The 26,708-nt window shown below is 50.9% G+C and carries 17 protein-coding genes, 1 CRISPR repeat array and 1 riboswitch; of the genes, 11 read left to right on the top strand and 6 right to left on the bottom strand.

The window, feature by feature from the left end; genetic code table 11:
• Positions 1-22 precede the first annotated feature (22 nt).
• From QZ323_RS01555 to QZ323_RS01545, 3 genes are all read right to left on the bottom strand, one after another.
• On the bottom strand, positions 23-2,782 hold the full coding sequence (locus tag QZ323_RS01555) for a caspase family protein (protein WP_294632255.1): 2,760 nt from the start codon (positions 2,780-2,782) through the stop codon (positions 23-25).
• A gap of 6 nt (positions 2,783-2,788) precedes the next feature.
• Entirely contained in the window at positions 2,789-4,972 is a 2,184-nt protein-coding gene (locus QZ323_RS01550; protein ID WP_294632253.1) for a WD40 repeat domain-containing protein, read from the bottom strand.
• A 208-nt stretch (positions 4,973-5,180) separates the two neighbouring features.
• Entirely contained in the window at positions 5,181-6,611 is a 1,431-nt protein-coding gene (locus QZ323_RS01545) for an HD domain-containing protein (RefSeq protein ID WP_294632251.1), read from the bottom strand.
• A 426-nt stretch (positions 6,612-7,037) separates the two neighbouring features.
• Between QZ323_RS01545 and QZ323_RS01540 the strand changes: the two genes are divergently transcribed.
• From QZ323_RS01540 to QZ323_RS01490, 11 genes are all read left to right on the top strand, one after another.
• Positions 7,038-7,874, top strand: coding sequence for a hypothetical protein (locus QZ323_RS01540; RefSeq protein ID WP_294632357.1), 837 nt, complete (start codon positions 7,038-7,040; stop codon positions 7,872-7,874).
• 145 nt (positions 7,875-8,019) lie between these two features.
• Positions 8,020-9,654, top strand: coding sequence for an ABC-F family ATP-binding cassette domain-containing protein (locus QZ323_RS01535; RefSeq protein WP_294632249.1), 1,635 nt, complete (start codon positions 8,020-8,022; stop codon positions 9,652-9,654).
• Positions 9,655-9,764: 110 nt separating this feature from the next.
• Positions 9,765-10,172, top strand: coding sequence for a DUF6769 family protein (locus QZ323_RS01530; protein WP_294632247.1), 408 nt, complete (start codon positions 9,765-9,767; stop codon positions 10,170-10,172).
• A gap of 103 nt (positions 10,173-10,275) precedes the next feature.
• Positions 10,276-11,580: an efflux RND transporter periplasmic adaptor subunit gene (locus tag QZ323_RS01525; RefSeq protein ID WP_294632246.1), complete on the top strand. Its 1,305-nt coding sequence runs from the start codon at positions 10,276-10,278 to the stop codon at positions 11,578-11,580.
• Positions 11,581-11,627: 47 nt separating this feature from the next.
• Positions 11,628-14,837, top strand: coding sequence for an efflux RND transporter permease subunit (locus QZ323_RS01520; protein WP_294632245.1), 3,210 nt, complete (start codon positions 11,628-11,630; stop codon positions 14,835-14,837).
• Positions 14,838-14,858: 21 nt separating this feature from the next.
• Positions 14,859-16,070: a TolC family protein gene (locus QZ323_RS01515; RefSeq protein WP_294632243.1), complete on the top strand. Its 1,212-nt coding sequence runs from the start codon at positions 14,859-14,861 to the stop codon at positions 16,068-16,070.
• Positions 16,071-16,590: 520 nt separating this feature from the next.
• Positions 16,591-16,795: riboswitch (cobalamin riboswitch) on the top strand.
• A 53-nt stretch (positions 16,796-16,848) separates the two neighbouring features.
• A complete protein-coding gene (locus QZ323_RS01510; RefSeq protein WP_294632242.1) occupies positions 16,849-18,930 on the top strand; it encodes a TonB-dependent receptor in 2,082 nt (693 codons plus the stop codon).
• Positions 18,931-18,947: 17 nt separating this feature from the next.
• Positions 18,948-20,051 carry a DUF5074 domain-containing protein gene (locus QZ323_RS01505; protein ID WP_294632240.1) on the top strand — a complete coding sequence of 368 codons (1,104 nt, stop codon included), beginning with the start codon at positions 18,948-18,950 and terminating at the stop codon, positions 20,049-20,051.
• Positions 20,051-21,277 (top strand): ABC transporter substrate-binding protein, encoded by a 1,227-nt coding sequence (locus QZ323_RS01500; protein WP_294632238.1) that lies wholly within the window; start codon positions 20,051-20,053, stop codon positions 21,275-21,277. Before QZ323_RS01505 ends, QZ323_RS01500 begins: the two co-directional genes overlap by 1 nt.
• Positions 21,278-21,445: 168 nt before the next feature.
• On the top strand, positions 21,446-22,477 hold the full coding sequence (locus QZ323_RS01495; protein WP_294632236.1) for an iron ABC transporter permease: 1,032 nt from the start codon (positions 21,446-21,448) through the stop codon (positions 22,475-22,477).
• Between the two features lie 31 nt (positions 22,478-22,508).
• Positions 22,509-23,573, top strand: a complete 1,065-nt coding sequence (locus tag QZ323_RS01490; RefSeq protein ID WP_294632234.1) for an ABC transporter ATP-binding protein — start codon at positions 22,509-22,511, stop codon at positions 23,571-23,573.
• A gap of 61 nt (positions 23,574-23,634) precedes the next feature.
• A CRISPR array of direct repeats spans positions 23,635-24,720; the repeat unit is 29 nt; unit sequence GTTTCAATTCCATTAAGGTACAATTAAAA.
• Between the two features lie 207 nt (positions 24,721-24,927).
• On the opposite strand, the gene cas2 is transcribed toward QZ323_RS01490, so the two are convergent.
• From cas2 to cas4, 3 genes are read right to left on the bottom strand one after another with little or no spacing between them, the layout of a single operon-like run.
• The gene (cas2, locus tag QZ323_RS01485) at positions 24,928-25,191 is read right to left on the bottom strand and encodes a CRISPR-associated endonuclease Cas2 (RefSeq protein WP_294632232.1); all 264 of its coding nucleotides are present in this window, start codon (positions 25,189-25,191) and stop codon (positions 24,928-24,930) included.
• Positions 25,191-26,195 carry a type I-B CRISPR-associated endonuclease Cas1b gene (gene cas1b / locus QZ323_RS01480; protein ID WP_294632231.1) on the bottom strand — a complete coding sequence of 335 codons (1,005 nt, stop codon included), beginning with the start codon at positions 26,193-26,195 and terminating at the stop codon, positions 25,191-25,193. The genes cas2 and cas1b overlap by 1 nt, the downstream gene beginning before the upstream one ends.
• Positions 26,192-26,707, bottom strand: coding sequence for a CRISPR-associated protein Cas4 (cas4, locus tag QZ323_RS01475; protein ID WP_294632229.1), 516 nt, complete (start codon positions 26,705-26,707; stop codon positions 26,192-26,194). Before cas4 ends, cas1b begins: the two co-directional genes overlap by 4 nt.
• Position 26,708: the final 1 nt, after the last annotated feature.

Genomic DNA, 26,708 nt, shown 5'->3' with positions numbered 1-26,708 from the left:
CGGAAGCCTCAACGGCCATCTATTATTCTACTGTAACAGGGGTTTTCAACCGGATGTCAGCCCAATCCGTCCAGGTCGGAGAAACCATATACTGCGGTTCCTGCATCTTGCCGATCAGGGCAGTGGCTTTCTTCACCTCGGCATTGGTCTTCTCAAACAATTCACGCATGGTCAACTCTCCTTTCGCATCCTTAATACACTTGACCAGGAAGTAGGTGTAATATCCCTGCTTCTTGTCATGATAGACACTGGAAGTCTGGTCACCGCTACTTGACGAGAAACTCAAGGTATTGCCTTGTGGCAAACCGGCTTTCGGCACCACGCGCACACCCTTCTGGGCTATCAGCGGAGCAGCACTCTTATAACCGCCACTGAAGCAGGCATCCAGGAATACGTAAGCGCCCTTCACCGGATTAGTAGCCAGACGCTTGTACAGTTCGCCTAAAGAGATACCCAGACGGATGTTCTTACCCGTGATATCCACCGGGAGCAGATAGGGTTCTTTCGTTGCTTCGTCATTATTGCCATGACCGGAGTAATAGAAGATCAGTTCTGCCTCAGGGTCGGTGCTTGCCATGTTCACCAGCCAGTCCAACTGCTCGTGCATCATACCGGCAGTAGCGTTGGGCACCACCTTCAACTGCTTGTCGGGCACGCCAAACGTACGCACGCAGTATTCACGGAACACCATAGCGTCATTCACAGCATAAGGAACATTGATTTCTGCATTGGCTCCCGTCATGCTGTAGTCCTCATTACCTATAATCAAGGCATAGCGATGACGGTTTACAGCACCTTCCGGTATGTCTTTCAGCAACTCGGTGGTAAGTCCCAAGGAAACATTCTTAAGGTCTACCGCCTTACGGACGGTACCATCAATCTTGATAGTGCTTGAAGCGGTCAGATATTCACCCACCTTCACTTTGTATGCCTCGCTCAGATAAGACGAGCGGGATTCTTCACTTACATTCACCACCACGGCAACAGAGTCACCGTCAAAACGTTTGTTCACCAAGAAGCCGTAGTCCAAGGTGGCCACGTCTCCCGGTGCAATACTGTCTATCACCATCTCCGGCGTATCCGTTGTAAAGACATTGTTCGGCAACTTGAAGTTCAGTTTCACATTATGGGCGGTCTTGGTACCGTAGTTCTGCAAAGCAAGTGTCAGTTTACCGTTCTTACCCAAAGTGATGGATGAACCTTCGGAAGCAAAGAACTGATGGTCGGCAACGCGCAAACGCGGCATGGCATATTCCTGCGTATTCACAATCAGTTCCGACGGGTCCGCATCAAAACCATTCGCCTCGAAAGCATAGATATTGATCTTGGCCAGTGCCGAGGGCATCTCTTTCTTCACCAGATAACGGAACGTATATTGCTTGGAAGTCCCTGCGGGAATGTTTCCTCCATCCAGTTCGCGCGGACCATCGAAATATTCATCATATCCTTGTTGTTCGGAAAGGCGGAGACGAAGGTTATAAGCATCTCCCTGTCCGTTGTTGGCTATCGTGAACTGGACAGCAAAGCTTTCGCCTGCATCTATCACCTTATTGTTATTACCGTCGATGAAAGAGTCCACATGAATCACCAGCATGGCAGGCTCTACCGGAACAGGAATGCTCTCTTGTTGCTGTGCCACGCCGTCGGCTTTCTTCAAAGCCTCATTGTATGCCAACAAGCGCGAAGGGAACAAGGTGTACGAAGCGCCGTCGGCAATGATCTTTGTCAAGACTTCATATTCCGACTTCATGTCCATGTACTGATATACGCCTGCCAATCCCTGCATGTACATCTTTGAAGAAGGTTCCTTCTCCAGGATTTTCAGAAACAGGTCTTTGGCATCCAGCAGATAACCGGAAGCACGCTGGCGCACCAAAGCATATTCATTATCGTTGGCAATGGCAGCACCGTTGTTCACAATCTCCGTAGCTACATTGAAGTTGACACGCGCCAACCCGGTCAGCAACTCAAAACTGTCGGGATATAAGGCATAGAGGCGTTTGTAAATGTCGAGTGCCTCGACATTCTTTCCTTGGCGTTCCAAGATGCGCGCCTTGATGGGCAACACCTTTTCATTATTGGGGTCTACCGCAAGTATACGGTCGATAGCCGACAAAAGTTTAGCCATATTGTTCGTGGCAATATGCACATTCACCAAGTTATAGAGGAAATCGAGCGAGACAGGATATTTGGCTATGGCAAGCTCAAGGATACGTTCCTGCTCCGCATAATTCTTCTGCGACTGGTATATCATGTTCATGTAGACATAGCAATCCTTCTGCTGCGTCTCCGTCCCTGTATTCAGGTATTCCCGAAAGTATTTCAGTGCCTGCGAGTACTTCTGCAACGTATAAGCCGACACTCCCGCATAATATACGACGGAAGCATAGCGGTTGTCCTTGGGCAACAGCTCACTCTGGAATATCTTCAACCAAGGCATTTCGATATAGGCGGCGGCAAAATCCAAAGCCTTGGCAGGCTGCTTTTGTTCCGAGTAATACACCGCACCGTTCAGCAGATAAGGATACATCGCACGCAAGCGGTTCTTGGCACCTCCCAGATATTGCGCGTTGTCCGGTGCCTCAACCACCTTCATGAAGTTCTCATAACTCTCCAGCAAGTAACTGTACATGCCGGTCACATTCGTTCCTTTATCACGCTCACTTTCAAAAAGCACATACTGCTGATTGGCACGTTGAGAAGCGGCAGCGGCATCCTGTGCCACTGCCTTTCCCCATGCCCCCAGTATGAAAATAAGCGTTAATACAACAACTCTGTTCATAAATAACTATTTTACGGGGAAAGCGTCCATTATTACAAACTCTACATTAATCTTGCGGAACTCGCCACCCCGTTCCTTGGCTACTTCCACATGATATTCATATTCGTTCTTGGTATCAGCCAGTGTAGTTACATTCTTTTCGATGTAATTCTTCACACCTGCCGCACGCATCAATGCCAGCTGTTCATTGGCAGTGATGCCTGTAACTCTCGTCACAGTAATGTTGTCGAGGTTGCCGTTCTTGTAATAAGGCTCGTCAACAAAATCACCATACTGACCGTCGTAAGCGATACGGCCGCGAATGGGGCTTGCATCAGCAGAACCGGTAATGATGACCTTCACCTGTTTGCCTTCTGCCAGGTATTTGGAGAAGTCTCCTTCGAATGCGTTCTTGATAATCTTCATCAAAGACATGGCAGCGTTGGAACGCTCGATGTCATAACCGCCTGAAGGGAAGTCTTCTTTTGCTGAAAATTCCTTATTGATAACCTCGTACTGGTATCCTACCTTATAGTTCAGAATCTTATTACCATCCGCATCCACGCCCGGAATAACCTCAGTCTTCACATCAATCTGCGTGTTTTCCGTAATCAGTTTATCCTGTTTCTTCTCTTCGATCACGGCTTCTTTGATCTCTTTCAGCTGGACTTCCTCACGGTTTGCCTGCTGCATGATCTCCAACGGAATGAAGTTGTCATCGGCTTCCAAAGCCGTCAGCTTGGTACGACCGATATTGTCATAGATATAGACCTTATTGGTAGTCTCATTGCGCACCTCTACGTATGCCAACTCAAATTCGTCTTTATCGTTCAGTACATACACGGCATTGTCGAACTTCAGGTTCTTGCCGTCTTTAAAGTCGCTCACTTCACCGGCTGGCACTTCGAGGGCGATGGCAGGCAAGGCATTGAAACCGATGTTCAGCATGCTCTTGGATGAATCATATTCGCCAATGAAAGGATTGTCGATGGAGATGCGGTCGCCGGCGAGTTCCGTAGCCACTTCTTGGGCAAACAACTGTTGCTGCTTCAGACGGGTTTCGTCATTCACACGAATCGCATAGTCTTCCATAGATTCACCCTGCATCATCTTTACCCATTCATTCATTTTGGCGTCTACCTCCTTGCTCATCAATTTACCGAAGAAAGGATTCAACCCGTTGGCATTCCAGAAGACGAGTTCTTTAGTACGGTTGGAAAGCATGAATATGTCATTCGACTGCTTGTTCGAGAAGAAACGGCTCGCCAACACACCTCCCTGCTCATCAGTCAGTGTCTGTTCGGGAATGCTGTTTTTCAAGTTCATGATCACAATGGCATTGCCATCCTTCACCACACTGATGTATTTACCCTCTGGATGGAAAGAAGGTGAAGAGAGCGTGCCTCCTATCTTATCGAAGACATCTACTTTATCCCATGTTTTCGTGTCGAGAATAGTCAGACGGTTGTCAGTTGTCACCACAGCCATTTGCGCAGCATCGGCAGAAAAAGTCAGTTCGGTCACCTCTGCAGGCATCGGTATGGACTTCCGCAGTTCTTTCGTCTGGAAATTCCAAATATCAATCCCCTTACCCGTTGCAGCTGCAATAAAGTAATTGTTCGGACTCATGGCAAGAAAAGTAGCCACGCCTTTTCCTTGAATATAAGTTTGAGGCAGATACTCTTTGGTGTCATACACAATGATCTCACCCAGTGAATTGGAAACAATGAAGTTACGGGCATCGGCACCGTAACACATGGCAACAGGCACGATGTCACCCTTCGAAGCACTTTTCATCAGTTCAGCGCCATACTTTCCAGCTATATGGAACTCCAGATTCTTTCTACTTTTCAGCTCCTTGCTCTTCCGCTGTTCTTTCAATTCGAAGAGTTTTTTATTCCGGTCACGGAAAGAATAGATACTGACGGCCTTCTTGCCTCTCATCAGAGCAAGAGAGCTGCCGGTCGGATTAAAAGCAATCTTATCAACGTCTCTCAAATCGACAATAGGAATATCACGAATCGCCAGCAGAGCACCATCCGACAGAAACGCCGTACAGAATGTCGTATTATCAAATGCCGTAATACGAAAATCCGAAGGAAAGTTCCTTTTCACTTCCACTTGCGCCACTGCATGGCTGCACATTAAAGCAGCCGCAAAACATAAAGCAACTTTTTTAATCGGATAAAGCCACATTTTCATTTCATCCATACCTTTTCTATATTTACATTTATATTAGTTTATATTTTTCTACAAACTGCAAATATAAATATTAATTTTCTATTAAGCAGTAATCTAATTCCGTTTTTTTTATTTTCGTTTCCTTCTTACAAGATAAACAGGCAAAAAACGAGGTTAAATGGACGAAAATAGCGACTATATGGAGTAAACATTTATCACGGAAAACCGTGACAAACGATTAAGAACATTTCAGTCCCATCCATTCAGCCCGCTGCAACATGAAAGCGCGTGCGGCTTCATACTCATTAGGGATCACACCATCCAGAATGGCATCCTTAATGGCACTTTTCAGGGCACCAACCTGCTGGCAAGGCTCCAGATTGAAGGTTTTCATGATCTCTTCTCCGCTGATGGGCGGCTGGAAATTACGGATACGGTCCCGTTCCTCAAGGTCTTTCAGCTTCCGGCGCACCAACTGGAAATTGTTCAGAAAACGCTGCTTACGCTCCATGTTCTTAGAGGTAATATCCGCCTCACACAATGCCATCAGGTCGTCAATGTCGTCTCCTGCCTCGAACAACAGGCGGCGAACGGCAGAATCGGTCACCTCTTCATCGGCTATCACAATGGGACGCATGTGCAAGCTCACCAGCTTCTGCACATACTTCATCTTCTCGTTCATCGGCAGCTTCATCTTACGGAAAACCTCGGGCACCATCTTCTCACCGATGAAATTATGATTGTGGAAAGTCCATCCGGCTTTCGGTTCCCAACGCTTCGTGGCGGGTTTCGCAATGTCATGCAACAAAGCAGCCCAGCGCAACCAAAGATTATCCGTCTTGCGGCTGACGTTATCCAACACTTCCAAGGTGTGATAGAAGTTATCCTTATGGGCTCTTCCGTTACGCACCTCCACTCCTTGCAGGGCAACCAGTTCAGGGAAGATGAGTGCCAGCAAGCCCGAACGATCCAAATCGATAAGCCCTTTGGAAGGGGTAGGCGAAAGCAATATCTTGTTGAGTTCGTCTGCTATGCGTTCCTTGGATATGATAGAGATGCGCTCGCAGTTGCGGCACAAAGACTCGAAAGTCTCATCATCAATATAGAAGTTCAGCTGGGTGGCAAAACGGATGCAACGCAACATGCGCAAAGGGTCGTCGCTGAACGTAATGTCCGGATCAAGAGGCGTACGGATAGTCTTCTCTTTCAGGTCTTCGATGCCACCGAAAGGGTCTACCAACTCCCCGAAGCGAGCCTGGTTCAGACAGACAGCCAATGCATTGATGGTGAAATCGCGCCGGTTCTGGTCATCCTCCAATGTACCGTCTTCGACAATGGGTTTGCGAGAATCCCGCTGATACGATTCTCTGCGTGCACCTACAAATTCCACTTCAGTGCCATGAAACTTGACCTGTGCCGTACCGAAGTTCTTGAATACCACAACATGCGCTCCACGTCCCAACCGTTTGCCCAGCGCTTCCGCCATGGCTATGCCACTGCCCACTACCACAACATCAATGTCCTTCGAAGGACGTTGCAGGAATATATCTCTCACATATCCTCCGACGGCGTAACATTCCAATCCCAGTTCGTCGGCTGTTTCGGATATCCGCTTGAATATGCTTCCACTAAAATGTTGTTTAAGTTCTTCCGTAGTCAATTCTATCATAATATAGTTTTTAACCGTTCGTAGTCGTAGTTCGTGCAGACTACTTTGTTTTCAGGGCGCAAAGATAGGGATATTATTTTTATTTTTCTCTTAAAATAAAGGCAGGCTGCACTTTGGAGTAAAAAATGAACGGTTTCATTTTCTTCTGCCCCCGGTTTATGCTATCTTTCCTCTAAAGAAAAATATATTCTTTATCCTATCGGCATGAGATTCTCATGATTTTCATTTATATTTGCGCGCCCTAACAGAAGAAAAAGAATTATAAAGCACCTCGCGTGCATTAACAAAATGATGATGAGGAACTCCGCATATACCAACAAAATGATGATGAGGAACCCTGCATATACCAACAAAATGATGATGAAGAACCCTACATATACCAACAAAATGATGATAAAGAACCCTGCATATACCAACAAAATGATGATGAAGAAAGTACTACTCTTTACGTGCCTCTGCTGTACGTTTATCTCTTGCGAGAATATTGAGAAAAAAGCCGGTGAAAAACTACAGGAAGCCCGCGAGGCGTTTGAACGGGGCGACTTCTGCGAAGCCAAGATGCAGATAGACAGTATCAAGATTCTATACCCGAAGGCGTTTGAGACACGCCGCGAAGGCATCGGGCTGATGCAGCAGGTGGAACTGAAAGAACAGGAGAAGACGCTTGCCTACCTGGACAGCCTGTTGCAAAAGAAGCAAGGGGAGCTGGATGCCATGAAAAGCCGCTTCGTATTTGAGAAAGATGCCGAATACCAGAACATCGGCAACTACCTGCACCCCTCACAAGTGATAGAGAAGAACCTGCACCGTTCGTTCCTCCGTTTCCTGGTGGACGAGACCGGTCAGATGACCATGACTTCCATCTATTGCGGCGCGTCCAACATCCATCACATCAGCGTGAAGGTGGTGTCGCCTGACGGAAGCTTTGCCGAGACGCCCGCTTCCAAAGACAGTTATGAGACCTCCGACTTAGGAGAAAAGATAGAGAAATCCGACTATAAGCTGGGTGAAGACGGCAACGCCATCGGGTTCATCTATCTGAACAAAGACAAGAACATCAAGGTCAATTATCAGGGAGAGCGCTCCTACTCCACCACCATGACTCCCGCAGACCGCCAGGCAGCAGCCAGTGTCTATGAGTTATCGCAGTTATTGTCCTCCATCACGCAGATAAAGAAGGAGATGGAAGAGGCAAACCTGAAAATAGAATTCGTAAAGCGGAAAATGCAGGAAAGGGAAGCGAAAACCGAAAGTGCATCGTGATTATTTCAGGAGACGAGGGGACGAGAAAACTAAAAGACTCAGAAACTCAAGAACCTAAAGACTCAGAAACTCAAGAATTCAAAAAACTCAAAACTCAAAACGAAAAGACTCAAAAACCCCAAAAACTAAAAACCAAAAAACTTATATGATTTCAATAGACGGATTAGCAGTAGAATTTGGAGGCACGACCTTATTCAGCGACATTTCTTTCGTGATCAATGAAAAAGACCGCATCGCCCTGATGGGAAAGAACGGAGCAGGCAAAAGCACCCTGCTGAAGATACTGGCAGGAGTGCGCCAGCCCACCCGCGGCAAGATATCAGTACCCAAAGACACCGTCATCGCCTACCTGCCCCAGCACTTGCTGACGGAAGACGGGCGTACCGTCTTTCAGGAGACAGCCCAAGCCTTCGCCCATCTGCACGAGATGGAGGCGGAGATAGAGCGGCTGAACAAGGAACTGGAGACGCGCACCGACTACGAGAGCGACAGTTACATGGAATTGATAGAGAGAGTGTCGGCACTGAGCGAAAAGTTCTACTCCATAGATTCCACCAACTACGAAGAAGATGTAGAGAAGACCCTTCTCGGACTCGGCTTCTCGCGCGAAGACTTCAACCGCCCCACCGGCGACTTCAGCGGAGGATGGCGCATGCGTATCGAGCTTGCCAAGCTGCTGCTTCAGAAACCGGACGTGCTGCTACTGGACGAGCCGACCAACCACCTCGACATCGAGAGTATCCAGTGGCTCGAAGAGTTCCTTATCAGCAACGGCAAGGCAGTCATCGTCATCAGCCACGACCGCAAATTCGTAGACAACATCACCACCCGCACCATCGAGGTGACCATGGGACGCATCTACGACTACAAGGTGAACTACTCAAAATATCTGGAGCTACGTAAGGAACGCCGCGAACAGCAACAGAAAGCCTACGACGAGCAACAGAAGTTCATTGCCGAAACCAAAGAGTTCATCGAACGCTTCAAAGGCACCTACTCGAAGACGCTGCAAGTGCAGAGCCGCGTGAAGATGCTGGAGAAGCTCGTGCTGCTGGAAGTGGACGAAGAAGATACCTCGGCACTGCGCCTGAAATTCCCGCCCTCCCCGCGTTCGGGTAACTACCCCGTCATCATGGAGAGCGTGGGCAAGGCATACGGCGACCACGTGGTATTCCGCAATGCCAACCTCACCATAGAACGGGGCGATAAAGTAGCCTTCGTCGGCAAGAACGGAGAAGGAAAGTCGACCCTAGTGAAGTGCATCATGAAAGAGATCGAGCATGAGGGCACGCTCACCCTGGGGCATAACGTGCAGATAGGCTACTTTGCACAGAACCAGGCATCGCTGCTGGACGAGAACCTGACCGTGTTCCAAACCATCGACGACGTAGCAAAAGACGAGATACGCAACAAGATACGCGACCTCTTGGGAGCCTTCATGTTCGGCGGTCCCGAGGAGTCCATGAAGAAAGTGAAAGTCCTCTCCGGCGGCGAACGCACGCGGCTCGCCATGATCAAACTGCTCTTGGAACCGGTGAACCTCCTGATACTGGACGAGCCGACCAACCACCTCGACATGAAGACAAAAGACATCCTGAAGCAAGCCCTGATGGATTTCGACGGGACACTGATTGTCGTGAGCCACGACCGCGACTTCCTGGACGGCCTGGTCACCAAGGTCTACGAATTTGGCAACAAGCAAGTAAAGGAACACCTGAGCGGCATCTACGAGTTTCTGGAGAAGAAGAAAATGGATTCGCTTCGCGAACTGGAGAAGTAGGGACCGCGAACTGGAGAAGCAGAGACACGGCGTGACGACTTTTTAATGCCTGTGCATTTGGTTCTTACGCGTTAAACTTCTATCTTTGCCCAACCAAAAGGAGAAGGAAGATGAGGAATAAACGGTATATCGCATTTTTTCTGATATTCATCAGCATAGTCATGCTGATGGTGCCTGTTATTCCTCATCACCACCATGACGACGGGCTGATCTGCATGAAAGACGACATCACGTCCGACTGTTGCGAGCAACATCACGACGCGGAATGCGAACATTGCTGTTGCGACACGGGATGCGTCACCACACATTTCTTCCAGCAACCCCCCACCGCAGACAACGGGGAGACACATCCGGACTTTCCGATCATCATCACCCTCTTCTCCGAGTCCATCCTGAAAATCCTACTCCTGCCCGAACGGGACATCCCGAAACGGGAATACATCTACTTAGAATCACTACACGGCACGTATCTCACACGTGCCACAGGGCTTCGTGCGCCCCCTTCTGTGCTTGCCTGACCCGGAAGTCTGCAATCCGGTTGCAGGCTCCATATCCCTATCTTTGTTTTCAGAACATAAGCAAGAACAAAACATTTCAACAGCAAGAACAAAACATTTCAACATGAAGAAATTTATCTTTATCGGAACCGTAGGACTGTTCCTATTGGGTTCCTGCATGAGCAAGTCCGGAGACGGGCACGAACATCACAACCATGAGACAGAAGTACACAGCCACGAGCATGAAGGGCACAGCCACGAACATGAAGGCCATGACCACGAGCATGAAGACCACACCCACGAGCATGAAGGACATGACCATGAACATGAAGGACATGACCACGAACATGAAGGCCACACCCATGAAGGGCATGCCCACAGCGCGAAAACCGCCGACAGCCACAGCGACGAAATCATCCTCCCCCCTGCCAAGGCACAAGCAGCCGGCGTGAAGACAGGCGTCATCGAGCCGGGCACGTTCCACCAGGTCATCAAGACCAGCGGACAGGTGATGGCGGCACAGGGTGACGAGAGCGTAGCCGTAGCCACGGTGGCAGGCGTCGTCTCTTTCCGCGGAAAGGTGATCGAAGGCATGAGCGTGAGCAAGGGCACGCCGCTGGTGACCCTCTCTTCCAAGAACATGGCGGAGGGCGACCCCGTAGAACGGGCACGCATCGCCTACGAGGTATCCAAGAAAGAGTACGAGCGCATGAAGGCACTTATCGGCAACAAGATTGTCTCCGAAAAGGAGTTCGCCCAGGCGGAGCAAGCGTACGAGAACGCGCGTATCAGCTACGAAGCCGTGGCCAAGAACAACTCACAGAGCGGACAAGCAGTGACCTCCCCCATCGGCGGATACGTGAAAGACCTGCTGGTGAAAGAGGGGGACTACGTGACCGTCGGGCAACCGCTGGTCAGCATCACCCAGAACCGCCGGCTCTTCCTGCGCGCCGACGTCTCCGAGAAATACTACCCCTACCTGCGCACCATCGGCTCAGCCAACTTCTGCACGCCCTATAATAACAAGGTATATGCACTAAGCGAACTGAACGGCCGCCTCCTCTCCTACGGCAAGGCATCGGGCGGCGGAAGCGGATATTACGTGCCCGTCACCTTCGAGTTCGACAACAAGGGGGACATCGTGCCCGGCTCCTTCGTGGAGGTCTACCTGCTTTCCTCGCCTATGGAGAACGTCATCGCCCTGCCCCGTTCGGCACTCACCGAAGAGCAAGGCAGCTTCTTCGTCTACCTGCAACTGGACGAGGAGGGCTACAAGAAACAACTCGTCACCCTGGGAGCCGACAACGGCGAGAGCGTGCAGATACTCTCGGGCGTGAAGGCAGGCGACCGCGTAGTGACCGAAGGCGCTTATCAAGTGAAACTGGCCAGTGCCACGAACGCCATTCCGGCACATAGCCACGAGCATTAAACCGACAAGTTGACGAAAAATCCCAAAAACTCATAAACTCAAGATTCATGTTAAACAAGATTATACATTTCTCACTTCACAACCGCATCCTGGTGCTCGTTGCCGCGGTGCTGTTGCTGATAGGCGGCACGTACACCGCCATGCATACGGAAGTGGACGTATTCCCCGACCTCAACGCCCCGACGGTGGTGATCATGACCGAGGCAAACGGCATGGCGGCCGAAGAGGTGGAACAGCTGGTCACGTTTCCCGTAGAGACAGCCGTCAACGGGGCGACGGGGGTGCGCCGCGTACGTTCGTCGTCCACCAACGGATTTTCCGTGGTCTGGGTGGAATTCGACTGGAACACGGAGATCTACCTCGCGCGGCAGATAGTCAGCGAGAAGCTGGCTGTCGTTGGCGAGAGCCTGCCCGCGGGAGTCAGCCAACCCACCCTGGGGCCGCAGTCGTCCATCCTGGGCGAGATGCTGATTATCGGGCTAACGGCGGACTCCACTTCCATGCTCGACCTGCGCACGCTGGCCGACTGGACCATCCGTCCGCGATTGCTCTCGACCGGAGGCGTGGCGCAAGTGGCGGTGCTGGGAGGCGACACCAAAGAGTATCAGATAGAACTGGACCCGGAGCGCATGCGCCATTACGGCGTGACGCTGGACGAGGTGATGAACGTGACGCGAGGGATGAACCTGAACGCCAACGGCGGTGTGCTGTATGAGTACGGCAACGAATACATCGTGCGCGGACTGCTCTCGACCGAACGCATCGACCAACTGGCACGCGCCGTAGTGCGCGGAGGCAGCGGTGGAGATTCCGGACGAACAGGTAACCCATCCGGAGGAGCTACAGGACGAACAGAAAGCGGCGCCCCCATCCTGCTGGAAGACATTGCCGACGTGCGCATCGGCGCCAAACTGCCCAAGCTGGGCACGGCATCGGAGCGAGGGAAGCCAGCCGTATTGCTCACCGTCACCAAGCAGCCGGCAACCAGCACACTGGAGCTGACCGCGAAACTGGAGTCTTCATTGCAGGACTTGCAGAAGAACCTGCCGGCAGACGTCAAAGTCAGCACGGACATATTCCGCCAGAGCCGTTTCATCGAAAGCTCGATAGGGAACGTACAGAAATCCTTGTTCGAGGGAGGCTTGTTCGTGGTCATCGTGCTGTTCCTGTTCCTGGCGAACGTGCGTACGACGGTGATTTCGCTCGTGACGCTGCCTCTCGCACTGATCACGTCGCTCGTGACGCTGCACTATATGGGATTCACGATCAACACGATGAGCCTCGGCGGACTGGCCATCGCCATCGGGTCGCTGGTGGACGATGCCATCGTGGACGTGGAGAATGTCTACAAGCGCCTGCACGAGAACCGACAGCGTCCGGCAGGCGACAGGCTACCGGTGCTGGAGGTGGTGTTCAACGCCTCGAAAGAGGTGCGTATGCCGATCCTGAACTCCACGCTGATTATCGTGGTGAGCTTCGTGCCCCTGTTCTTCCTCAGCGGGATGGAGGGGAGGATGCTCGTGCCCCTGGGCATAGCGTTCATCGTAGCGCTGGCGGCCTCGACAGTAGTGGCGCTGACGGTGACTCCGGTGCTCTGCTCCTATCTCTTGGGGAAGGATAAGATAAACTCCTCGAAGGAAGGGACAAGGGAGACTTTAGGGGAAGATGCTCAGAGAGAGAATAAAGACAGCAGCGACTCCTACATCGCCCGCCGCATGAAGCAAGGCTACGGCACGGCACTCGCCTACGTCCTCGCCCACCGCAAGGCGGTCTTGGGCGGCACGATCTGCCTATTTTTGATAGCCCTCGGCTGTTTCTTCACCCTGGGACGCTCCTTCCTGCCCCCGTTCAACGAAGGCTCGTTCACCATCAACATCTCCTCCCTGCCGGGCATCTCGCTGGAGGAGAGCGACCGCATGGGACGTCGCGCCGAGGAACTGCTGCTCAGCATCCCCGAGATACAGACCGTGGCACGCAAGACGGGACGCGCCGAACTGGACGAGCATGCCCTCGGCGTGAACGTGTCGGAGATAGAAGCCCCCTTCGAGCTGGACGGACGGACGAGGAGCGAGGTAGTGGCCGAAGTGCGCGAGAAACTGGGGACCATCGTAGGCGCCAACGTCGAGATAGGTCAACCCATCAGCCACCGCATCGACGCCATGCTGAGCGGCACGAAGGCGAACATCGCCATCAAACTGTTTGGCGACGACCTCAACCGCATGTTCGCCTTGGGCAACGACATCCGTCGGGCGATAGAAGGCATACCCGGCATTGCCGACCTCAACGTGGAGCAGCAGATAGAGCGTCCACAGCTTATCATCGCGCCGCGCCGAGAGATGCTCTCCAAACTGGGCATCACGCTGCCGGAATTTGCGGAATTCGTGCGCGTCTGTCTGGCGGGTGAAGCGGTCTCGCAGGTCTACGAGAAGGGTCGGAGCTTCGACCTCACCGTGCGCGTGCGCGGCGACCGGCGCGACGCGGCGGCGAAGATCAGGGACCTGATGGTGGACACGGGCGACGGGCGGAAGGTGCCGCTGGACTACGTGGCCGAGGTGCGTTCGGCAATGGGACCAAACACCATCAGCCGCGAGAACGTGAAGCGTAAGATCGTCATCTCCGCCAACGTGGCCGACCGCGACCTGCGCAGCGTGGTGAACGACATCCGCAGTCGCGTGGACGCCGCGGTGAGCCTGCCGGAGGGGTATCACGTGGAATACGGCGGACAGTTCGAGAGCGAGCAGGCGGCAAGCCGGACGCTGCTGCTGACGTCGCTCATGAGCATCGTGGTCATCTTCCTGCTGCTCTACCACGAGTTCCGCAGCGTGAAGGAGAGCGCCATCATCCTTATCAACCTGCCGCTGGCCTTGATTGGCGGCGTCGTCGCCCTGCTGCTGACGTCGGGCGAGGTAAGCATCCCGGCCATCATCGGGTTCATCTCGCTGTTCGGCATCGCCACGCGCAACGGGATGTTGCTCATCAGCCACTACAACCACCTGCAACGCGCCGAGGGCATGGGCGTCGTGGAGAGCGTCGTGCGCGGCTCCACCGACCGTCTGAACCCAATTCTGATGACGGCGCTCTCGTCGGCATTGGCGCTCATACCGCTCGCCCTCGGCGGCGATCTGCCGGGCAACGAGATTCAGAGCCCGATGGCGAAGGTCATCCTCGGCGGGTTGCTGACGTCGACGCTGCTGAACGGGTTCATCATACCGGTGGTCTACCTCATGATGAAGAACCGCGAAATATCAAGAACTTGAAAACTTAAAAGCTCAAAAAGTATGAAACGTATCACTGCAATATACATCATCATCCTGCTCCTGCATGCGGGAGCCCACGCGCAGACGTCCGGAACAGTCGGCGGCAGTGCCATCGGCATCGACGAAGTGCTGCGCCGCATCGAGGCGAACAACCAGGAACTGCAGGCCAACGCCCACAGCCTCGCCGCGCAGAAACTGGAGAACCGCGCGGAGAACAACCTCCCCGACCCGACCCTCAGCTACGCCCACCTCTGGGGCGCGAGGGACAAGGGCGAGACCATCGGCGAACTGGTCGTGTCGCAAAGTTTCGACTTCCCCACCCTCTACGCCACGCGCGCCCGTGCCAACCGTCTACGCACAGCGTCGCTCGACGCTCAGGCCACCGACTTCCGGCAGCAACTCCTCCTGCGTGCCAAGGAGCTGTGCCTCGACATCCTCATGCTGCAACGCCTCCAGACGTTGCTGGACGAGCGCCTCGAGCAGGCCTCGGAGCTGCAAGCCTACTACCGCAAACGCCTAGAGACGGGCGACGCCAACATCTTAGAAACCAATAAGTTGAACCTCGAACTGCTGAACATCCGCACCCAGTCGCGCACGAACCGCACCGCGCTCGAGGCAGCTTGGCTCGAACTCTCCTCCCTGAACGGCGGACAGCCCCTGACGGCCTCCTCCATCGCCGACAGCCCGTCGTGCCCGTTGCCTGCGGACTACGGAGTGCTGCGCGAAGAGGTGCTTGCCGCGGACGCCGCCCTGCAATCGCTCGAGCAGGAGAGCGCTGCCGCCCGCAAGCAGGTCTCCGTCAGTCGGCAAGGCTGGCTGCCGAAGCTGGAACTGGGCTACCGCCGCAACACGGAGTCGGGCGCACCGTTCAACGGCGTCGTGGTGGGCTTCTCGCTCCCCATCTTCGAGAACCGGAGCAAGGTGAAGACGGCCAAGGCGCAAGCGATGGACACGGATTTCCGTCGCGAGGGGGCACGCCTGCGGGCGGAGTCGGAACTGGCGCAGCTGTATGGCGAGGCGCGTGCGCTACAGGCCTCCATCGAGGAGTATCAAGAGGCGCTCCGCGCGCAACGGGACATGGACCTGCTCCGGCAGGCGCTCACGGGCGGACAGATCAGTGTGACGGAGTATTTCGTGGAAGTCTCCGTGGTCTACCAAAGCCGGCAGAACCTGCTGGAGATAGAGAACCGGTACCGGAAGGTGATGGCGCGGATCTATAAGGGGAGGCTGTAAGCGAGGGCTCGGATTTATAAGGAGCGGCTGTAAGCGACAACTCGGATTTATAAGGGGAGGCGGCAGGCCGTGGCTCGTACAAGCAAAGCCTGACGCAAGGCCGTACCTCCCCTTGCCGACCGCACTCCCCTGCGCCTGGTCGCCCCCGCCACCGGAATCAGTTCCGCCGACGCCCATCTCGCCCGTCCCGCCGACGACGTCCCCGGCGCCTTCGCCTGGATACACACCCGTCCCACCCCCGAAGGGCTCCAAGCCAGTCCCCAACGCCTCATCATCCACAACTCCCTCTTCCGGCTCTACAACAGCGACACCGCCCTCGCCCGTGCCCTCCGCTCCTACGGCGCCCGCCCCGTACCCGTCTCACCAAAGGAGTGAGTTGGGGAGGTTTTAAGGTCTTAAGCCATTGAATTATTGCACTGATTAAGGCATTAACTCGTTGATTTGATTCGTTTTCGAGTTTTTTAAGTTGTTTGATATTCCACTTTTTTCGTCCCAAACTCAAAAACTCAAAAACTTTCCCTATCTTTGTCCCCGGTTTTGTTGGAATCCGCCCTGCGGCGCATTCCATGAAAAGGGAATTGGGTGCGAATCCCAAACAGTCCCGCTGCTGTGAACTCCCCTCAAAGGAACGGCCAACCACTCATGCCACTGCCGACGCAAGACGCGGCGGGAAGGCGGCCGCCCCGGAGTAAGTCAGAAGACCTGCAAAACCCGTCGCCCCTCATCTCTTCGAGGAAAGGAGATGAGACACATATGTTTTTTATATAGATTTCTGCTTATGGCCCCAAACAATCCATGCCGGAACCTCCGGTTACGGCTCTGTGTATATTGCCTCGTCTGCTGCCTCTGCACCACGCTGAGCGCCCAGCAGACCAAGTCGGACGTACCCCAGCGTACCCCGCAAGCCGACGCAAACACCCATCAGACAAAAGACACCATCACCGGAAAAGTCCACGCCATCCCCGAAGTAGGAATCAAAGGACGCCGCACCCCACAAAGAATATCCGTAGCCTCCCCCATCCAACTCTTGGATAAAAAAGAACTGGAAAACCTCGGTTTTCAGAACATAGCAGACGCAGTCCGCCGTTTTGCCGGAGCAAACGTCAAAGACTACGGAGGCATCGGCGGACTGAAGACTGTCTCCGTCCGAAGCCTGGGAGCCGCCCATACAGCCGTTGCCTACGACGGAGTAGCCGTCAGCAATTGCCAGGCAGGACAAATCGACATCGGACGATTCTCCCTTGACGACATCGACATGCTCTCCCTGTCCATCGGACAAAATGAAAACCTCATGCAGCCCGCGCGCTTGTTCGCCTCGGCAGGCGTACTCTCCATCTACGGCAAAAACCCGCTAGAAGGAACCGATAAGCCATGCGACTTCAAAGCCCAAGTCAAAGGCGGCTCTTTCGGTTTCATCAATCCTTCTGCCACATGGGCGCACCGCCTCACCCCACGCACCACCTATAGTATAAACGGAAACTACCAAAGAGCCGACGGAAATTACCCCTTCACGCTCGTAAATGGCAAATACGTCACCCAAGAAAAACGGCAGAACTCCGACATACAGTCATGGCATGCGGAAGGGAACCTTTATCATACGATGAAAGACAGCAGCCTGCTGCAAGTCAAAGCCTACTATTTCGACTCCGAACGGGGACTGCCCGGTCCCGTCATCCTCTACAACAACCATTCGGACGAACGGCTGTGGGACAAAAACTGCTTCGTGCAAGCACTCTACCGCAAGCACTTGAACCACGCATGGGCACTGTCGGCACAAGCCAAATACAACTACTCATGGGACAAATATGAAGATACGGACGTGAAATACCAAGACGGAAAACAGACTGACATAAACAAGCAGCAGGAATATTATCTCTCAGGCACCCTGCAATGGCATCCCCTCCACCCCCTCACCGCCTCATGGGCCAACGACTTCATCCTGAACACCCTCGACAGCAACCTGCCCGACAGCCAGCTCCCCACCCGCTACACCTGGCTCTCGGCACTGAACCTGAACTATCACTGGAAAAGCCTGACCGCCACCGGAACACTGGTACATACCCTCATTGTCGAAGAAGTGAAGGCCGGAAAACGTCCGGACAACCGCCACCGCCTTTGCCCTACAATATCCTTGCTCTACCGTCCCTGGAAACAGCAAAGCCTCTTCCTGCGGATGATGTACAAAAGCACCTTTCGCGTACCTACCTTCAACGACCTCTACTACCAGCGCGTAGGAAATGCCAGCCTGCGTCCCGAAAAGGCACAGGAATTCAATCTGGGCATTACTTGGAGCGGCTCACCCTTCTCCTTCACCGACTACGTTGCCTTGACCATAGACGGATACTACAACAAAGTGCGCGACAAGATCGTAGCCCTGCCCACCACCTATATCTGGAAGATGCTGAACCACGGCAAAGTAGACATCACCGGAGCAGATGTGACATTACGTACCGCCATCCCGCTCAACCGCCGCATCTCCCTGTCTCTGACAGGCAACTATACCTATCAAAAAGCCATCGACGTCACCTCAGAAGAGGACAAGAACTACAAGGACCAGATTCCTTATACCCCTGTACACAGCGGCAATGCCTCCCTGAGCATAGAAACACCTTGGATAAACCTCGCTTACACCCTCACCGGAGTGAGCGAACGTTACAGCCTGCCACAGAATATAACAGAGAATCGCATTGACGGCTACATGGAACATACACTTGCCGCCTCACGCATCTTCAACCTGGGCAACTGCAAGTTGCGACTGCAGGCCGAACTCATAAACCTGACCGATGAACAATATGACATCATAAAATATTATCCTATGCCTGGACGTTCATTCCGACTTACAGGCTATATTAATTTTTAACTAAAACCAATAGTAATATGAAAGTAAGAAGCTTATTATGGAGCGCACTCTGCATGTTGGCGCTCTCAGTGACACTCACCTCTTGCAGTGACGACGATGACGACTTGGACGACAGTGGAAGTATCATAGAACTTCCGCAACATCGGGCCTTTATCCTGTACGAAGGAAAGTATGAGGGAAGCAACGCCGGCATCGCCTTCTATGCGCCCGACAAAGATGCTAAAAACAGCGAGAACAATTTCATTTCGGATATCTACTCCAGACAGAACAACAAGAAGCTGGGAGACACCGGACAGGATATCATGGAGTATGAAGACAAAATATATGTCATCGTTTCCGGTTCCAAACTCCTGCTCAGGCTGAATGCCGCCGGTGTGGAAGAGGCACGGCTCTCTTTAGAAGAAGAAGGTGAACCACGAGGCATGGAAGCGGAAGATGGCAAAATATATGTGACATTGTACAGCGGAAAGGTAGCCCGCATAGATGCCAACACATTGAACATCGAAGCCTACGTCAACGTGGGCGCCAACCCTGAACAGATTGTAGAAGAGAAGGGCAAACTTTATGTAGCCAACTCCGGCTGGGGCAACGGCAATACGGTATCTGTCATTGACATCGCCACGTTCACCAAGGAGAAGGATATTGAGGTTGCCCAAAATCCCAATTTATTGCTCGAAGCAAACGATGAAATCTACCTCATCTCATGGGCAGTGACCTGGGGTGCATCCCAATCCCCCCAGGTCTTCCAGCGTATCAAGTCGGACGGTACAGTAGAAAGTATCACAAACGCCAACTACTTTGCCGAACATGACGGGATCATCTACCTGATAAACGGCGAAACGACAGACTGGGGAAATAATATCACCACAAACGAATTCCTTACCTACAATGCCAAGACTCACCAACTGAATACAACTTCTTTCCTGAAGAATGTACCGGCCAAGCTGAGTAGTGCAATTATCAAAGGCATCAACATTGACGACAGGAACGGCGATATTTATATCCTTGCCTACAGCAGCAATATTACAAACGGAGATGTCTATCGATTCAAGAGCGACGGTACGTTCCTTGAATCGTTTGACTGCGGCGGTCTTTTCCCACATAAGGTAATCTTCTTCTGATGAGATCCCTTTTTATTTACATAACGTTCGGAATATGTGTGCTGTTTCTCTCCGCCTGTGGCGGAAGAAGCAGCACTTCTTCCACTGCCACGCAAGCCTGTAGCGCACAAGCCGACACCCTCCCCCTGCGTTATGCCGAAAACCTCTCCATCATCGACTACGCCGACTATTCCCTTGTCCGCCTGCGCAATCCTTGGGACACCGCCAAGCTCCTGCACACCTACATCTTGGTAGACAAATCCCTCCCCCTCCCTCTCCCCGACGGCCTGCCCGCCGGAGCGACCGTGGTACGTACCCCTCTGGACAGGACGCTTGTCTACTCCGCCGTGCATTGCAGCCTGCTGAAAGAACTCGGTGCCCTAGGCAACATCTCCGGTGTCTGCGACCTGAAGTATATCCGCATGCCCGAAATTGCCGAAGGCCACCGGAACGGAACGATTGCAGACGCAGGCAGCTCAATGGACCCGGACATCGAACGGATCATCGACCTGCACCCGGATGCCATCCTGCTCTCCCCCTTCGAGAACAGCGGCGGCTACGGACGGGTAGAGAAACTGGACATTCCCCTCATCGAATGTGCCGACTACATGGAGACATCCCCCCTGGGACGTGCCGAATGGATGCGTTTCTACGGGCGCCTGTTCGGCAAGCAGCAGCAGGCCGACAGCCTGTTCGCCTCCGTGGAGCAGAGCTACATCGCCCTGAAGGAAGCCACTGCAACACTGCGAGAGAGTGCTGTTCCTCGGGGAAAAGCCACTGTGCCCCCCAAAAAGGTAACGGACACGCCACAGTCTGCCCCTCCCACAGTGATGTGCGACCTCAAGACGAGTTCCACTTGGTATACTCCCGGTGGCAACAGTACCATCGCCAAGCTCTATGCCGACGCGTGCGCCGACTACATCTTCCGTGAAGACACGCACAGCGGTTCGCTTGCCTATTCTTTCGAGGCCATTTTCGAGAGAGGGGAACAGGCCGACTTCTGGCTGATCCGCTACAACCAACCCACGGACAAGACCTACAGCGAACTGAAAGAGGAGTTTGCCCCGTACGCCGGCTTCCGCGCCTTCAAGGAGAGGAACATCTACGGATGCAACACCGGACGGGTAGCTTTCTACGAAGAAACCCCTTTCCATCCGGACTGGTTTCTGAAAGATTTGATAAAAATCTTCCATCCTTCGATGCTGGAAGGCTATGAATTGAAATATTATAGTAAATTAGCGGAGTGAAACGGAAGTTCTTACATAGAGTGAAACAGCTTTGCTTAGCTAAGAAGAATCTATTTCCTTAACAGAATAAGACCAATTCACTTATAAGAGGAACTTATTTCTTTAATAAAATAGGACTAACTCTCTTAACGGAATAAAACAGATTTTCAGTCTGCTGTGAAAGATAACATGAAAGCAAAAGGATACATTTACGGAATAGGGTTGTCTCTCTTCATCCTCTTGTTGACGAGTGCCAACCTATGGTTCGGCTCCATCAGCATCCCTGCCGGAGCGGTGTGGGACATACTGTGTGGCAACGAAGCGGAGAAAGCCAGCTGGAGTTTCATCATCTGGGAGTCGCGTCTGCCTCAGGCGGTCACGGCATTGTTGTGCGGCGCGGCATTGGCTGTCTCGGGTTTGATGCTGCAAACTGCTTTTAATAATCCGTTGGCAGGCCCTTCCATCCTGGGCATCAACTCGGGAGCGAGCCTCGGCGTGGCACTCGTGATGCTGGCAGGCGGAGGAAGCATAGCGACCGGACTGTTTTCCCTGTCCGGATTCCTGGCGGTGATGCTGGGTGCTTTCATCGGGTCGATGGCGGTGATGGGGCTTATCTTGTTCTTCTCCACGTTAATCAAAAGCAACATCATGCTGCTGATTACGGGTATCATGATCGGCTATATCACCTCTTCCGCCATCTCCCTGCTCAACTTCTTTGCCACAGCGGAGGGGGTACATTCTTACATGATATGGGGTATGGGTAATTTCGGCGGTGTGTCCCTTCAACAACTGCCCTACTTCTCCGCGCTCTGCCTGGCAGGACTGTTGCTTTCCATCCTGCTCATCAAACCGCTGAACGCGCTGCTGCTCGGCACCCGCTATGCCGAAAACCTGGGTGTGAACATCCGCCGTACCCGCAACCTGCTACTGATAGCTACCGGACTGCTTACCGCCGTGACCACCGCTTTCTGCGGACCGGTGGCATTTATCGGTCTTGCCGTTCCGCATATCTCACGTCTGATGTTGGGGACATCCAATCATAACTCCCTGCTCCCCGTCACCATGCTGACAGGAGCTGCCGTTGCCCTGCTTTGCAACCTGATCTGCACCCTGCCGGGCGAAGGGGGAATCATCCCGTTGAATGCAGTGACTCCGGTGCTGGGTGCGCCCGTCATCATCTATGTAATTGTAAACCAACGTAGAATACAATACTTCAACTAATATTCTGACTGATACTCCAACACGCTGACTTATGGAAAAGACCGCCATCACTACCAAGGATTTATGCACCGTAAACCGTCCGGAGAAGCAGGAAGCTGTCATCACTGCCAAGGATTTATGCATCGGTTACCGTTCGGGAAAGCAGGAGAAGCGGGTACATGAACATCTCTCTTTCCGCCTCTTTCCCGGAGAACTGACCTGCCTGTTAGGAGCTAACGGAACCGGAAAATCCACCTTGCTCCGCACGCTGTCCGCCTCGCAGCCTGCCTTGTCCGGAGAACTGTCCGTTCAGGGCAAACCGTTATCCGCCTATTCGGAGAAGGAACGTTCGCGCACCATCGGCATCGTGCTGACGGACAAGACTCTGGCCGGCGGACTTACGGTATATGAGCTTGTCGCCTTAGGGCGCCAGCCCCACACCGGCTTCTTCGGAAAGCTGAACAAGGCTGATCGTGTCATCATAGAAGATGCGCTGGAAGCCGTAGGCATCAGTCATAAGTCACAAAGCTACACCGCAGAGTTGTCGGATGGCGAGCGTCAGAAGGTAATGATTGCCAAAGCATTAGTGCAGGAGTGCCCGCTCATTCTGCTGGACGAACCGACTGCTTTCCTGGACGTAGTGAGCCGTATCGAGATCATGACATTGCTTCATCGCCTTGCCATAGAGCAGAACAAAGCGATCCTACTCTCCACCCACGACATAGAACAGGCGTTAGTGCTGGCAGACAAGTTATGGTTGCTCTCCAAAGAGAACGGACTGCAATGTGGTGTTACGGAAGACCTGATTTTAAGTTACCGGATGGACAGTTTGTTTTCGCGCAATGACATCCGGTTCGACTATGCGCATGGAGTGTATTATCCTACAGTAAACAGCCAATGCTTCATCACCGTCGAAGCGGCTGATGAAGTGTTATTACACTGGACAACCAATGCCCTGAACCGACACGGGTATGCTTGCTGTCCCGCTTCTGCGGCAGAAGCTACAGAGGAAGTCCCTCGTCTGTCAGTGTTATCCGCCGAAGAGTTCAGACTTGTCCAAGGGAAAGAATGTACCACTTTCCGGTCTTTCGAGCAGCTGCTTGCCTGTATCAAATAAGAAATAAATCAAAACAACGAACCTTTCCAACCATCTAAAAAGAAAATATAAAAATAATAGTGTTTCAATTCCATTAAGGTGCAATTAAAAGCTGATTCATCCGGCATTCCTTCGGAGAATATATTTCGTTTCAATTCCATTAAGGTACAATTAAAAGGGGTTGTGGACTTCGCCTATAGATTCTAAATACAATGTTTCAATTCCATTAAGGTACAATTAAAAGCAGATGATGATTATTGCACATACCTTGTTTATCTAGTTTCAATTCCATTAAGGTACAATTAAAAGAATGAGCATCTTCTTTGTTTGGTCATATCCGAACTTAGTTTCAATTCCATTAAGGTACAATTAAAAGAACAAACGCAGCGACTTTCAGTGGAAACTTGCACAGTTTCAATTCCATTAAGGTACAATTAAAAATCTACAGCTTGCTTGGAGTAGCTAAATACAACGGCGTTTCAATTCCATTAAGGTACAATTAAAAATGTCAGCATAACTCTTGAACCCGGCATACTTCATAAGTTTCAATTCCATTAAGGTACAATTAAAAACGAAACTCCCGAACGTGTGGGGTGAGGGCCTTTCATGTTTCAATTCCATTAAGGTACAATTAAAAATCAGTTTTCCGAGGTCTTTTCCCTCGAAATAATCAAGTTTCAATTCCATTAAGGTACAATTAAAAATAGTACCACTCATAACCTTATATACATTGCTTTCATGTTTCAATTCCATTAAGGTACAATTAAAAAGCTGATAAAGTCCGAAAGGCTTGTTAAGTGATATATAGTTTCAATTCCATTAAGGTACAATTAAAAAATGAGCAGGCGATCTATGCCACGGCGCGCCTTAAAGTGTTTCAATTCCATTAAGGTACAATTAAAAACGGCAATGCTCAGGTGTTCGGCGATGCTCAGGTGTAGTTTCAATTCCATTAAGGTACAATTAAAAAATTACAAAGACAACAAGCCTTACTACATCTGCCGAGTTTCAATTCCATTAAGGTACAATTAAAAAACGACCGGGAAATTGCCCCAAAATCGGGTTGCCTCTTTTGTTTCAATTCCATTAAGGTACAATTAAAAATTTTTTGTTCATCCAAATACTTTAAAATCTCTGTTGTTTCAATTCCATTAAGGTACAATTAAAAATATATAGCGATAAAAAATTAACTTATTTAGTTCCAAATATTTATCGGAAGCAAAGATACAACTTTTCTTCAAATAAATTGTCGATGCCTAAAAATAAAAAAAGACTATAGCATCGACAATTTTCTATACCTCTCATTTTCAATATGTCAAAGAACAATCTGTAATACACAATACATTCTATAAATACCTATTACCAACACCGACAACTACAAAAATACATCTGTACTACTTCTTTCCTTACCAACAATCTCCTTTTCCATCCAACTTTGCTCACGTCCTTTAAACAAAATAATACTGTCCTCATCTTTCTTCATAAATTGTTTCGCACACATCAACAGTTCTTTCAACCTAACTGCCGATATCTCACCCTCAAATACCGAATTTTGCACCCAAAACAAATATTTACGGCATAGCTTCAGCATTTTACCGACACGTTTCTCGCCAAAATCATATACCAATATCACATACATCACCAATACATTTTAAAAGGTTTATATTCTTCCAACTTCAACAAATGTTTCGAAAGTTTATAGCATTCCAACTTTATCAAATGGCGGTAACTCACGTTACGATTCAGACGACGATGCTGAATGGTCTCCGTCATTCTATCTTCAATAGCCTTCACAAATATCTTTTTCCCAGTATTGTTCAGCACACATCGGTTCATATTCTTATCAAAATGCTTTGTCTGTATTTCCCTTTTATTCAACACCTTAAATATGACCCGATCCACTATAATCGGTTTGAAAATTTCAGCAATATCCAACGCCAAAGAATAACGCCGTTCACCTGGAGTGTGAAGATAACTGATAGTTGGATTCAATTGCGTTTGGTGGATGGCACGAAGACATATGGTGTAACACATCATATTGCCAAACGAAATCAAAGCATTCACCTCATTCAGTGGAGGTTGTTTTGTACGATTTCCCATTTCAAAATCGTTCAATATCAGATTAAAGGCATCATAATAATTCTGCCTAATCATACCCTCTATACCCATCAGTTCTTCCACAGAAAGAGTTGAGGGAACTTGACTACACAACTTTTTCATAGTCTCCATCAAGTCCTCTAAATCTTTGCCACGCCTATTATAATATTGCAGGTTCTTCAGCATATTATTCACAGCTCCATCTATAAACTTCTGCGCAATAGTTACCCGCTGTTTCTTATTCTGATATGCTGCGGTCTGTGCCAACAGCATACGCCCCGATAACAAGGAATCACGTGGCATAAATGAACCTGTATAATTCTCATAATAATCAAAGAAATGTACAGCAATATCTTTCTGTCCCAAGAAATTATACAAAGCGCTATTGGCACGTAACGAACCAAACACATAAAACTCCCCAATATCCTCCACCGGAAGATAACGAGTTTGAACCACATGTCCGTCTTCTGTATAAGCCGTAAACTTCAGCGTATTATCCTTACGCTCCATCTCGCCTGGATTAAACAAATAATAGGTCTTTTTCATTCTTCTTCCTCCCCGCTGAAACAAAAATCATAATAACTACAACTACGACAAATACCTTTACGTACACAGATTTCCGGACATTCATCGGAATTTAGAATCTGCCCGATTTCCTTTTCCATACGTTTCATCTCCTCCCTATCAATATCCGACACGACAACCTCCGAAGTCTTTCGAAGTAAAGGATACTCCAAGATACCAGTCACTCCCTCTATCCCATTCCGTTCGAAAACATAAATATAATATTTCAACTGCCATTCATGAGCCTTTTCCACCTTGTTTGATTTCTTTATCTCATGAATCACCCTACTTCTCGCATCATAGTAATCCACCTTTATGCCTTCTATCTCCACTTCTTCATATTTTGCCGAACGTTGCGGGTATGAATCCTCATGCATCAATTTTCCTTCATACACCAAATCAGATGTATGTTCCATATTGATACCGTTACCAAACAACCACAGTTTCCGTTGACATATCTGATAATAATTGAAATGTGTTCCGGTTATCGTCATA

Origin of the sequence: uncultured Bacteroides sp., assembly GCF_910585845.1 — a bacterium.
Classification (GTDB): Bacteria; Bacteroidota; Bacteroidia; order Bacteroidales; family Bacteroidaceae; genus Bacteroides.
The sequence above is the reverse complement of the archived record's forward strand: the minus strand, read 5'-3'. Positions and strand labels throughout refer to the sequence as shown.